Here is a 12,698-nt window from a genome sequence, read left to right on the forward strand (position 1 = left end):
ACAAAAAAGATGCCTTGTGGAGTCCGAGCTATTTTGCGTCATCCGTTGGTGGCGCACCTGTCGAGATTCTCAAGCAATACATTGAGAATCAGAGAAAGCAGTCCTAGAAGGACGGGGTTTTAAACCCAAGTTTTTCGATAAACCACAGACTAATCTTTTCATTGTATGAGACCACCCATCACCCCATCACTCCATCACCGCTTGGGGGGTAATTCTTCTAAAATCCGAAAGCGCACGTGGTTGATTGCCAAATCGCCCAAGGACACTTCTTCTTTGGCAATGCGTTTGCCGTCGCGAACTAAACTCTCGAACTTCACGCCTTTGACGAGTTCGATGTGATACCAAGCTAACCCCATGAAAAACCGCAGGGGATGAGGACCGCGATCGTGCATATCGTCTGGGTTCGATTCCATGGGAATCCAACCGTAGCCGGGAATGTGAAACTCCAGCCAAACGTGGTTGAAGTCCGGTTGTAGCGCAACTTCTCGAGATTCGGCACGATCGGGGCATTTGTAACGTCCCACGGTTCGGCAAGCGATACCGTTGAGTCGCAGCAGTGCCAGTAAAATCCCCACGTACTCGCCGCAAGACCCCATTCCTCGTTTGAGGACGACATCGGGGGTGTCGATGTGGGGTTTGATGCCGTATTCGAGGCGATCGTAGACGTAATCGCGGATGTTGAGAACTTGGCGTAACAGGTTGGTTTCAGTGCCGATCGCGTTGCGGGCTGCCCGTTGTACGGTTTCGGTATCCATCGCCAAGTTATCGTTATCCACCAGATACCGCTGTTGGTATTCCGGTGGCATTTCTGGTAAATCGTCTACGTCGCGGGGTTTGAAGTGATATTTAATGCCCCGCACTTCTAAGATGGCTCTCCATCCAAAAATTCGGGCTTCGTGGGGTTTGAGGCGATCGAACTGAAAGACGGCAATCGGCTGTTCGTCGATAACGCGGGTTTCAAAAGGCAGTCCCACGGGTTCTATATGTCGGACGCTTTGACGGGGCGTCTCGACGGGAAGGGCAATGTGCCATTCTAAGGCTTCTAACTCTACCGGATCGAGGGGGGAAAGTTCCTCGACATAGGACATTTCGATGAGGTAGCCGTTCGAGAGGGTGTAGTGTTTGTCCGGGTTGTGGTAGACGTGTAGGGGATGGACGAAGGTGCGATCGCGAAACGTGAGTTGATAGGGGTTGGCGGAGTTGGGATCGTCGCGAATGTAGGGTTCTTCCATCGCATAAGCGACGTAGAGGACGCTCTCCTCGAGTTCGGGATGGTTGTAAAACGTCAACGCAGTCGGCGACGGAAACGGCGTTAGCAAGCTAAATAGAATCGATCCCGTGCCGCGATCCATACAGTAAACGGTTTGTTCGATGGTGTCGGAGACCCAGAGTTCTTCGCCGCGCACGCAGAGGTTTTCGACCCCAACGCCGGGAGCGTAAAACCGCGTGATTTCCCGTTTCGTCTCGCGACTGAAAACGTAAATGTAGGCTTCTTTTTGACAGGTGACGTAAACGGCCGGCCCGTATGCAGCGATACCTTGAACGGCGTAGGGTAGGGTAACGAATCGCTGGGGCGTGAAGTCGTCGAGGGTACAGTAATAAACGGTGTCGCCTCGGCTGAACCAAAGCGTTTCTTCCCACAGGCAAAGTCCGGCTGCTCCCACGAAATCCACGGCGTTGTGAGGGTTGAGAACGCGGGTGTCGTCGGTTTTGGGATCGAGGCTGACGAGATAGCCGCGCACGGAATCGACCGCGACGAGGGTGTTGTCGGTAGCCGTCAAGCCGTGGAGGGCGTAAACGCCGTAAGGTCGAAGGGTCTTTAGCCAGGGATTGGTCATCATGGGCGAGATCGTGTCGGAAGGTCGGGCTGCGGTGAAACTACAGTAGCATTCTTGAGGTATGCAGACAGTCGATCTCGCTCTTGACAATTTTTAATTTTTATGGTAGAAAATCGCTCTTTTAAAGCCATCAAGATTCGAGTTCGGCCAGTTCCAACCAGCGCATTGTCGCGTCGTCGATGGTTTGGGTGAGTTCGGCGAGTTGTAACGACAATTTTTCCAGTTCTTGATGTTCGCTGGGGGGATTTTCGTAAAGCATCGCTTCGAGTTCTGTTTTTTGCGCTTCGAGTTGGGGAATTTCGCCGTCGAGTCGTTCTAATTCTCGTTTTTCTTTGTAAGACAATCGACGGGGTTTGTCTTTCTTTGGGGGATTTTTCGGTTTGGGAGTCGTTTTGACTTGCGCGGCGACTTGTTCGGCTTCGGCTTGTTTGGCGAGTTCGTCTTCCCGTTGTTTGTATTCGAGGTAGACAGAATAGTTTCCAGGGTATTGTTTGACGATCGCGCTGCGGTCGAGTGCGAAAATTTTATCGACGGTGCGATCGAGAAAATAACGATCGTGAGAGACGACAATGACACAACCGTTAAACTCGTCTAAATAGTCTTCTAACACCGCTAAGGTTTGCACGTCTAAATCGTTGGTCGGTTCGTCGAGGATTAAGACGTTGGGCGCTCCCATTAACACTCGTAACAGAAACAGCCGACGCTTTTCTCCTCCCGAGAGTTTGTGCAGGGGAGCGTATTGCTGGCTGGGTGGAAAGAGAAACCGTTCCAACATTTGCGAGGCGGAAATTTCACTGCCATCGGCAGTTTTGACAAAAGATGCGACCTCTTTAATGTAGTCGATGACTCGCTGATTTTGGTTGGCAGATTCGATTAAACTGTCTGAATGTTGGTCGAAGTAGCCGAAGTGAATGGTTTCACCGATTTCGACCGTTCCCGTGTCGGGTTCGACTCGTCCGGTAATAATGTTGAGTAAGGTGGATTTTCCCGCACCGTTTCCGCCAATAATACCCACACGATCGCTGCGATCGAAGCTATAGCTAAAGCCTTCAAACAGCGTTCGATTTTTATAAGATTTTCCGATGTTATCCAGCTCGATGACTTTTTTGCCAATGCGACGGCTGGCCGTGGAAATATCGACTTTTCCGAGAGATTGCTTGAATTCAGTATTTTGTATCCCTTCAAACCGCTGAATTCTCGCTTTTTGCTTCGTGCTTCTGGCCTTCGGCCCTCGTCGAATCCATTCGAGTTCTCGCCGTAAGAGATTGTAGTGTTTTTGCTCTCGACCGGCTTCAATTTCTTCAGCTTGGGCTTTCTTTTCGAGATAATAGGAATAGTTGCCCGAATACTCGTACAAATCTCCGCGATCGACTTCTAAAATTCGCGTCGTGACTTTATCGAGAAAATAGCGATCGTGGGTGACTAACACCACCGCCCCCTTGTACTGCTGTAAATAGTTTTGCAACCACTCGACAGCCTCGGCGTCTAAGTGGTTCGTCGGTTCGTCCATCAACAACAAATCGGGTTCGGCTAACAGCGCCGCTGCCAATGCAATTCGCTTGCGGTATCCTCCCGATAACGTTCCGATTTTCGTATCGAAATCTTCGATCCCTAATTTCGAGAGAATAATTTTCGCTTCGGTTTCCAAATCCCACGTTCCGACGGCGTCCATTTGTTCGGTGACACGCGTGAGTTGAGACAACGTGCGATCGAGTTCCGCTCCGCTTACCTGCGCCACTCGATGGGACAGTTCCTCATACTGACGGACCAAAGACATTTTTTCACCGCAATCGGCAAAAACCTGTTCTAAAACCGTACGATTTTCGTCGAGTTCTGGCTGTTGGGGAAGATAAATAATACGATGGTTGCGGTTGACCAGTCTTTCTCCCGCGTCAAAGGGTTCTTTTCCCGCAATTATTTTCAATAACGTGGATTTTCCCGAGCCGTTCGTACCGATCGAACCGACTTTTTCCCCCGCATCGATACTGAACGTCGCGTTCCGTAAAATTTCTTTAATTCCAAAGTCTTTTTCGATCGATTGTAGTGTTACAATACTCATGAATTTGCTCGGCTAAAATCGGTGCGTGCCGTCGAATTGTGAGGCGTTTTCGTTTCACTCTACCCCAGGTAATTATAATCGAAATGGGAACCGATCCTCGAGGCGATCGCCCCCTCGCAGACTGCTCGCCCCCCGCGAACCGTCGCATCCTCGGCATCTCTTTTCGCCCAGTACCAACCCCCAACCGCTACAAGCACCAGGAGATCGATCGACCGTGTCCTTGAGGCAATGCCGTCTAACGGTTCGCAGCGACCTGAGCGTCCTGATTCGCGTGCAGGAATGGTTCGAGGATTTTTGCCTCCAGAACAAACCCCTTTCAACTTGGACTGACGCGCGACTGTACTGCCTCAAACTGGCGATCGCCGAAGGATTCAGTAACGCCGTGCGCCACGCCCACCACGATCGCCCGCCGGAAACGCCCATCGACCTCGAACTGAGTCTCTACACCGATCGCCTCGAAATTCGCATCTGGGACTACGGCGATCCCTTCGATCCCGACGACGTCGAAGAACCCGAACCGGGAACCTTACGTCAAGGGGGTTACGGTTGGTTCCTCCTGCGACGACTCTCCGATCGCGTCGTCTACGAACGCTGTAGCGATCGCCGCAATTGTCTGATTTTGCAAAAACATCTGGAAAGGAGATCTCAGAACGACTCGAACACGACGTGACGAGACTCCGGACGCCCCCGACGATCGCGCACGGCAACGGATCGATTCTCGAGAATCGATTCCCTATACTAGAGGCAACACGCTCGCTGGACCGAACAGATGAAAAAGGCATTGATTTGCGGAATTTCCGGTCAAGACGGTTCGTATTTAGCAAAATTTTTACTCGATCGCGGCTACGAAGTCTGCGGCACCTCCCGCGACGCCCAAATGTCGTCGTTCCGCAACCTCGTCCGGTTGGGTATCCGCGATCGCGTCAAACTCGAATCCATGACGCTGACCGACTTTCGCAGCGTCTTACAAGTTCTCGACAAAGCTCAACCTTACGAAGTCTACAACCTCGGCGGCCAAAGTTCGGTAGGCTTGTCCTTCAACCAACCCGTCGAAACCCTCGACAGCATCGCTACCGGAACCCTCAACCTCCTCGAAGCCATTCGCTTCATCGGCGCCCCCATCAAACTCTACAACGCTGGCTCGAGCGAATGTTTCGGCGACACGGGAGGCGAACCCGCCGACGAAAACACCCCCTTTCGCCCCCGAAGTCCCTACGGCGTCGCCAAAGCGGCCGCCTTCTGGGAAGTGGCCAACTACCGCGAAGCCTACGGTCTCTTCGCCTGTTCCGGTATCCTCTACAACCACGAATCTCCCCTGCGTCCCGAACGCTTCGTCACCCAAAAAACCGTCGCCGCCGCCTGTCGCATCGCCCAAGGTAGCCCCGAACGACTCTATCTCGGCAATACCTCGATCCAACGAGATTGGGGTTGGGCCCCAGAATACATTCAAGGAATGTATCGCATCCTGCAACAAGACGCGGCCGAAGATTACATCATCGCCACGGGAAAAACTTACAAACTTCAAGATTTCGTCGCAACCGTATTCGAGTATTTAGGACTGAACTGGCAAGACCACGTCACGACAGATGAAAGTTTGTATCGTCCCACCGATATTTCCATCGGCCGTGGCAATCCCAACAAAGCCAAGGAGAAAATGGGGTGGGAAGCTCGATACGATATGCACGATGTCGCTCGCATGATGGTCGATGCACGTCTGAATTCCGAACCGACCTCCGCTTGACGATCGCTCTGGCCCTGTTACGCATTGCTGCACGGAACCCCGCCCCATGAAGGACAAGCCTAAAACCCCCGTCGCGCCCCCTCACGTTTTCGTGTTTCTGGAAATTTTTGCCTGTGAGGGCGGTATTCAATCCTACGTGAAAGACGTTCTCGACGCGTACCAACAGGCCGTCAGCGTCTCGAATTCCTCGCAGTTTCCTCAAGCCGATGTCTATTTATTGCGCGATCCCGTCGATTGCGACAACCCCTTCGACCCCCGCAAGCATCGGGACGCTCCCAACGTATTTCGCTTTCACTACTGTCAGTCAAATTGGGCGTGGTTGGGACGGTTGCGGTTGGCGTGGGCGTTGCTGGTACGGTGCGTTCGCGATCGACCCGATTGGCTCGTTTGCGGACACATCAAACTCGCACCGCTAACGGAGTTCCTGGGTCGGTGGCTGGATATTCCCTATACGGTCATGACTTATGGAAAAGAAGTCTGGCAACCTTTACCCCCTCGCGATCGGCGATCGCTCCGCCGCGCCAAGAGTATTTGGACGATCGGTCGCTACAGTCGCGATCGCGCCTGCGAGTCCAACCACCTCGATCCCGATAAGTTTGAAATGCTTCCCTGTGCGGTGGACGGGGAGGTGTTTTCCCCCGCCCCGAAACCCCAACATCTCCTCGATCGCTACAATTTACACGGATCTCGGGTGTTGATGACGGTGGCGAGGCTGTGGTCGGGAGATATTTATAAAGGCGTAGACGTGACGATTCGCGCCCTCCCGAAAATTCTCGAAGTGTGTCCCGATGTCAAATATCTCGTCATCGGACGCGGCGACGACAAACCCCGGTTGGAAAATCTGACCCGAGAGTTGGGAGTCAGCGATCGCGTCGTGTTTGCTGGGTTCGTTCCCACCGAAGAACTGCCCGACCACTACCGCGCGGCCGATGCCTATATCATGCCGTCTCAAGAAGGCTTCGGCATCGTCTATCTCGAAGCGATGGCCACGGGAATTCCGGTGTTGTCCGGCGATAGCGACGGTTCGGCCGATCCCCTGCAAGACGGACGCCTCGGTTGGCAAGTTCCCCATCGCGATCCCGAAGCGGTCGCACAAGCTTGTATTGAAATTCTCAAAGGGGGCGATCGCCGCTGCAACGGAGAATGGCTGCGCCAAGAAACCCTGGCCACCTTCAGCAGTCAGGTGTTAGCGAAGCGATTGCGGGAAATTTTGCCGCGATCTTGAGATGATGTGACAACTCAGACACGGTTAACTGAAAACTGTCTTCACTGTTCACTGCTCACTGTAAAATACGCCTCCTACGGCTGAAACCTGTTTTTACTGGTGACGGGTGATTGGTAACTGGTCATCGCCATTGCATTTCCCGCCAGCCAACTCGTCGTCCAGGCGTTTTGGAAATTAAAGCCTCCCGTTACGCCGTCGATATCGAGAAGTTCTCCGGCGAAATACAAGTTCGGACAACGGCGACTTTCGAGAGTTTTGAAATGGACTTCTTTCAAGTTGACGCCGCCGCAGGTGACGAACTCGTCTTTAAATATACCTTTCCCCGTTACGGCATACTCGTCTTGCAGTAGGTGACGCACCAAACGCGCCATCTCTTTTTTCGAGAGTTCCGCCCAGCGTTTTTTTCCGTCGATATCGGCTCTCGTCAGATGATACAACCACAATCGCCGAGGTAACGCGACCGGCGAAAAGGTTGCGATCGCCTTTCGGGTTTCCCGAGTTTTGACAGTGAGAAGCTGTTGTCGCAGGGTTTCGGGGTTTTCCTGGGGTAGCCAGTTGACGAGAAGGGGACTGCGATAGTTGCGATCGCACAGAAATCGCGCCCCCCACGCCGAGAGTTTCAAAATCGCCGGGCCGCTGAACCCCCAATGCGTCACCAACACCGGCCCCGATTGAGTGAGTTTCGCTTCGGGAAGTCGAACCGTCGCCTCGGGAACGGAGACGCCAGCCAGTTCGTGCAATTTCGGCTCGTCAATATTAAAGGTAAACAAAGACGGAACGGGAGGGGCGATCGAATGTCCCAAATCCCGAGCGAATTGATATCCTTTCGGATGGCTCCCCGTCGCCAGTAACAAGCGATCGCCGTAGCAAGTTTCGCCGTTTTTCAACCTCACCCGAAATCCCGTTCCCTCCCGACTCACAGACGACACGGGAGACTGCAACCGCAACCGAACCCCCGTTTCGCGGGCTTCTTTGAGCAAACATTGCACGATGGTTTCCGAATCGTCAGTGGTGGGAAACATCCGTCCGTCGGCTTCCGTTTTCAATTTGACGCCCCGTTTGGCGAACCACTCGACAGTATCTCGAGGTTGAAACCGGGTAAACGCCCCTCGTAGGGCTTTGCCGCCGCGAGGATAGTGTTTCGCCAATAACGCCGCATCGAAACAGGCGTGAGTGACGTTACAACGTCCGCCGCCAGAAATGCGAACCTTATGCAACGGTTTGCGGCTGGCTTCGAGGAGGGTAACGCGATGTTGGGGATTCGCTGTCGCACAGGCGATCGCACCGAAAAATCCCGCCGCACCGCCACCGACAACCAGAATAGAAAGAGGTTCGTTCAAGAGAAATCAAAAAATACCGCAAATATATAAAGTATGCCCTTTAACAAACCCGGTATCTAGAACAAGCTCAGTTCGAGTCGTAGGGTGCGTGACTTGAAACATAGGGTGTGTAGATCCTTAGACCGATAAATCGTCACGCACCTTTTACAGTGAACAGTCAACAGTGAGCAGTGAACAGTGAGGACAGTTGATAGTTGACAGTCACCAGTCACCAGTGAGGACAGTTGATAGTTGACAGTCACCAGTCGCCAGTGAGGACAGTTGATAGTTGACAGTCGATAGGTTTTTCCCGGCTCTCCCCGGCTCCCCCTCTCCCGTGCTAACCTTATAAGGTTGTCAAATTTCAATCTCGCACATCCAGCGTTTCGGGTGTTTCCCAACGCACTTCGGGAGAAAGTCCCGAGCGGAAATCAAACACTGGATGGAGGATGAACCCGAAAAAGGAGAAAAGAATACATGGCAGTCGTGACTTTGGCTCAATTGCTGGAGTCCGGAGTTCACTTCGGACACCAGACGCGACGTTGGAATCCCCGGATGTCGCAGTACATCTTCACCGATCGCAACGGCGTCCACATCATCGACTTGGTGCAAACCGCCCAGTTGCTCGAAGATGCTTACGACTATCTGCGAACTGCGGCCGAAGCGGGTAAAAAAGTCCTGTTCGTCGGCACCAAGCGTCAAGCCGCCGCACTCATCGCTCAAGAAGCCTCTCGCTGCGGGGCGTACTACGTCAACCAACGCTGGTTGGGGGGAATGCTCACCAACTGGACGACGATTAAAACCCGCGTCGAGCGACTCAAAGAACTCGAAAACCTCGAAGAATCGGGCAATCTCGACCTTCGCCCTAAAAAAGAAGGGGCAATGCTGCGTCGGGAACTGTTCAAACTGCGGAAGTACCTCGGTGGAATTAAGGGAATGCGTAAAGTTCCCGACATCGTGGTTCTCGTAGACCAACGCCGCGAGTACACGGCAGTTCAAGAATGCCACAAGCTCGATATTCCCATCGTGTCGCTGTTGGATACGAACTGCGACCCGGACGCTGTGGACGTTCCCATTCCCGCTAACGACGATGCGATCCGATCGATTAAGCTAATATTGGGCAAACTTGCCGATGCGATTTACGAAGGTCGTCACGGCCAGCTCGATACTTTGTCTGAGGACGACTACGACGATTACGGCGTCGAGGACTTTGAGGACGAAGAGGAAGAAGAAGCTCAAGTTGATGTGTCGGATGAGGGTTCTGAGGATGCAGATGTGTCTGATGAGAGTTCGGAGGATGCAGATGTGTCTGATGAAAGTTCGGAGGATGCAGATGTGTCTGATGAAAGTTCCGACGACACTGACTCTGATGACAGCACATCTGAGGAAGAATAGCGAGCGATCGCAGTTCTGCGTACACTAGAGGAACGGAAGCAACAATGGCGCAAATCTCAGCAAAAGATGTAAAGGAACTGCGCGAAAAAACTGGCGCAGGCATGATGGATTGCAAGAAAGCACTCCAAGAAAGCAATGGCGACATGACCAAAGCGATGGAGTGGTTGAGACAGAAAGGCATTGCTTCGGCGAACAAGAAAGAAGGTCGCGTTGCTGCTGAAGGTCTGGTGGGCAGCTACATTCACACTGGCGGCCGCGTCGGGGTTCTGGTGGAAGTCAACTGCGAAACGGACTTCGTGGCTCGTCGCGAGGAGTTCCAAGATTTGGTTCGCAACGTGGCGATGCAGGTTGCTGCTTGCCCGAACGTGGAATACGTAAAGGTTGAGGATATTCCGGCGGATTTCGTCGCGAAAGAGAAGGAAGTGGAAATGGGTCGTGAAGACCTGGCCAGCAAACCGGAAAACATTCGCGAGAAGATCGTGGACGGCCGGATTGCTAAACGCTTGAAAGAGCTGGCTCTGTTGGAACAGCCCTACATCCGCGACCAAAACATCACGGTTGACGAGTTGGTGAAACAAACGGTGGCACAGTTGGGTGAAAACATCCAGGTGCGTCGTTTTGTCCGCTTCGTTCTCGGTGAAGGCATTGAGAAAGAAGAGTGTGACTTTGCTGAAGAAGTCGCTAAGGCTGGCGGTAAAGCGTAAGTCGTTTTACGAGCTATGAATTCTTCTGAAACTTAGGTTTTAATTAGGTTTTAAAATTTAGGTTTTTGAGGAAAAATATGGGAGTAAACTTAGGTTTGCTCCCGTGTTTTTTTATAGACTTATTTCTCATTTTTTATACTCCATCCTTTTCCGATTGGCTAGGTTTCAAGAAGTTTTCACCACATCCCCCCTTAGTCCCCCTTTGAAAGGGAGGTTGGGGAGATAGAGGGGCTTGTCTGACTGGGTAAAACCAGTGTTTGAGATTTGGATTCCGTATTAGACTATAGCAGTCCCAAATCAGTTGTCATAGATTAAGACACCAGAAAAAGACCTAAAACCTTTATTTCTGTTCCCTGTTTGTCTACAGTTTATTACACAGTCTATTTAGGATTGCTATGCTATTTTGAATTTCTAAATAACGAGGATATATAGCAGTTCCAAATGGGTCGTCAAAAATTAAAACACCCGAAAAAATATGATTCCCCGTTCCCCGTTCCCCGTTCCCGATTCCCTTTTTGTCTCAATTTTGTTACACAACTGATTTAGGGTTGCTGGGAGAGGATGTCAAATACCATCGTCTGTGTTGATGTGGGTATACAAATCCAGACGTGCGATCGCCTCCCGACAATCCGCGATCGCTAAAATTGAAAGGTCGATCGTCTCGATCGCCCTTCGAGACGACGTTATGCCAAACGAGCGATCGCTCGAAATTCCCCACTGATACGGTTTGTCACTCGCTCTGACCCGTTCTCACGTCGTTCGAATATTTTTACTTGACTTCGAGTGCGCTCTAACTTGTACCTTGCAGATATGGAACCGGAACTCACGATTCAGCAGGTTGCAGAAGCCACCGGACTCAGCGTCCACACGCTGCGGTATTACGAACGGTGCGATCTCATCGCCCCCATTCGCCGCCTCGCCAACGGACATCGTCGATATTCGACCCGAGACATCCGTTGGATCGAGTTTTTGAACCGTTTGCGACTGACGGGAATGCCAATCCGTCAAATGCAGCAGTACGCAGCGTTGATGCGACAGTCCCCCGACGAAACAGCTCAGGAACGACGGCAACTCCTCGAGGCACATCGGGAGGTGATGGTGGCGCAAATTCAACAACTGCAAGAAAATCTCGCTGTTATCGACTGGAAAATCCAACATTACGGGGAACTAGAGGCGAAAGCTAAAGCCAGCGGTTTGTTTCCCCCAGAGGAAACTCAAACCAACGAGCAAACTTTGCCGAGTCGTCGATCTTCCAACCGCCTCTAACCCCCCGACAGTACGACAGCTATTTCACAGAAGTCGAAAAGAGGTATCAAATCGTGAAAACGCGAAAATTAGGTCGAGATCTCACCGTTTCGGCTATCGGACTCGGCTGCATGGGAATGTCCGAGTTTTACAGCGGACGGGACGAAAGCGAAGCGATCGCCACTTTACATCGCGCCTTGGATTTGGGGGTGAACTTTCTCGACACCGCCGATATGTACGGCCCCTTTACCAACGAAAAACTCGTCGGACGAGCGATCGCCGATCGCCGCGATCGCGTGGTACTGGCGACGAAATTCGGTATCGTTCGCGGTACAGACGGCTCCTTTGTCGGCGTCAACGGAAAACCCGAATACGTGCGCCAATGTTGCGACGCCTCGTTGCAGCGGTTGGGTGTCGAAACCATCGATCTGTACTACCAACACCGCATCGATCCCAGCGTTCCCATCGAAGACACCATCGGAGCGATGGCGGAACTGGTTCGAGAAGGAAAAGTGCGCCATCTCGGCATTTCCGAAGCTGCTCCTGCCACGATTCGCCGCGCTCACGCCGTTCACCCGATTGCGGCACTGCAAACGGAATATTCCCTTTGGAGTCGGGAACCCGAGGAGGAAATTTTACCGACGGTACGGGAATTAGGCATCGGTTTTGTAGCGTACAGTCCCCTCGGACGCGGCTTTTTAACCGGAGCCTTTCAAAGTCCCGACGATTTCGCTCCAGACGATTACCGACGGTTATCGCCTCGCTTCCAAGGGGAAAACTTTACCAAAAACCTGGAATTAGTCGAACGAGTCAAGCAAATTGCTGGCGATAAAGGGGTCGCTCCCGCTCAACTGGCGATCGCCTGGCTGTTGTCGCGAGGAGACGATATCGTACCGATTCCGGGAACGAAGCGATCGAAGTATCTCGAGGAAAACGCCGCTGCTGTCGATGTCGAACTCACGTCAGAGGAGTTGGCACAAATTGAAGCGGTAATGCCGCAAGGTGTCGCCATCGGCGATCGCTATCCCGATATGACATTGGTAAACCGTTAACCGACCTCGATCGGGACTCTAGAGTGAAGTCCCCGCTCGAATTCTAACAGTTGCCGGAATTGCCGAAATCTGGCGTGTGAGGAGCCGTGGGGGGGGGGGGGGGGGGGGGGGGGGGGGGGG

General features: G+C 52.5%; 12 protein-coding genes. 9 read left to right on the forward strand and 3 right to left on the reverse strand.

Annotated features, from left to right (window positions below; translation table 11 throughout):
• On the forward strand, positions 1-107 hold a 107-nt coding region (locus tag POG22_RS16715), incomplete at its 5' end, for a transposase (protein ID WP_498906064.1).
• A gap of 87 nt (positions 108-194) precedes the next feature.
• Here POG22_RS16715 and POG22_RS16720 read toward each other — a convergent pair.
• Positions 195-1,841 carry a transglutaminase-like domain-containing protein gene (locus POG22_RS16720; RefSeq protein ID WP_063719456.1) on the reverse strand — a complete coding sequence of 549 codons (1,647 nt, stop codon included), beginning with the start codon at positions 1,839-1,841 and terminating at the stop codon, positions 195-197.
• A 127-nt stretch (positions 1,842-1,968) separates the two neighbouring features.
• Positions 1,969-3,897 carry an ABC-F family ATP-binding cassette domain-containing protein gene (locus POG22_RS16725; RefSeq protein WP_063719457.1) on the reverse strand — a complete coding sequence of 643 codons (1,929 nt, stop codon included), beginning with the start codon at positions 3,895-3,897 and terminating at the stop codon, positions 1,969-1,971.
• Between the two features lie 214 nt (positions 3,898-4,111).
• Between POG22_RS16725 and POG22_RS16730 the strand changes: the two genes are divergently transcribed.
• From POG22_RS16730 to POG22_RS16740, 3 genes are all read left to right on the forward strand, one after another.
• Positions 4,112-4,567, forward strand: a complete 456-nt coding sequence (locus POG22_RS16730) for an ATP-binding protein (protein ID WP_063719458.1) — start codon at positions 4,112-4,114, stop codon at positions 4,565-4,567.
• A gap of 99 nt (positions 4,568-4,666) precedes the next feature.
• Complete coding sequence (locus POG22_RS16735; protein WP_017662739.1) at positions 4,667-5,638, forward strand: GDP-mannose 4,6-dehydratase; 972 nt, start codon at positions 4,667-4,669, stop codon at positions 5,636-5,638.
• A 46-nt stretch (positions 5,639-5,684) separates the two neighbouring features.
• Positions 5,685-6,863 carry a glycosyltransferase family 4 protein gene (locus POG22_RS16740; RefSeq protein WP_498906504.1) on the forward strand — a complete coding sequence of 393 codons (1,179 nt, stop codon included), beginning with the start codon at positions 5,685-5,687 and terminating at the stop codon, positions 6,861-6,863.
• A 74-nt stretch (positions 6,864-6,937) separates the two neighbouring features.
• Here the strand turns inward: POG22_RS16740 and POG22_RS16745 are convergent, their stop codons facing one another.
• Positions 6,938-8,203, reverse strand: a complete 1,266-nt coding sequence (locus tag POG22_RS16745; RefSeq protein WP_498906506.1) for a BaiN/RdsA family NAD(P)/FAD-dependent oxidoreductase — start codon at positions 8,201-8,203, stop codon at positions 6,938-6,940.
• A 456-nt stretch (positions 8,204-8,659) separates the two neighbouring features.
• On the opposite strand from POG22_RS16745, the gene rpsB reads away from it, so the two are divergent.
• From rpsB to POG22_RS16770, 5 genes are all read left to right on the forward strand, one after another.
• Positions 8,660-9,577, forward strand: a complete 918-nt coding sequence (rpsB, locus tag POG22_RS16750; protein ID WP_063719461.1) for a 30S ribosomal protein S2 — start codon at positions 8,660-8,662, stop codon at positions 9,575-9,577.
• Between the two features lie 44 nt (positions 9,578-9,621).
• Positions 9,622-10,281, forward strand: a complete 660-nt coding sequence (gene tsf, locus POG22_RS16755; RefSeq protein ID WP_063719462.1) for a translation elongation factor Ts — start codon at positions 9,622-9,624, stop codon at positions 10,279-10,281.
• Between the two features lie 586 nt (positions 10,282-10,867).
• Positions 10,868-11,002: a hypothetical protein gene (locus tag POG22_RS16760; RefSeq protein WP_498906509.1), complete on the forward strand. Its 135-nt coding sequence runs from the start codon at positions 10,868-10,870 to the stop codon at positions 11,000-11,002.
• 89 nt (positions 11,003-11,091) lie between these two features.
• The gene (locus POG22_RS16765) at positions 11,092-11,547 is read left to right on the forward strand and encodes a MerR family transcriptional regulator (protein WP_498906511.1); all 456 of its coding nucleotides are present in this window, start codon (positions 11,092-11,094) and stop codon (positions 11,545-11,547) included.
• A gap of 53 nt (positions 11,548-11,600) precedes the next feature.
• Positions 11,601-12,578 (forward strand): aldo/keto reductase, encoded by a 978-nt coding sequence (locus tag POG22_RS16770; protein ID WP_498906513.1) that lies wholly within the window; start codon positions 11,601-11,603, stop codon positions 12,576-12,578.
• The last annotated feature ends 120 nt before the right edge of the window (positions 12,579-12,698 follow it).

Origin of the sequence: Geitlerinema sp. CS-897, from assembly GCF_028368005.1 — a bacterium.
GTDB lineage: Bacteria > Cyanobacteriota > Cyanobacteriia > Cyanobacteriales > Geitlerinemataceae > Baaleninema > Baaleninema simplex.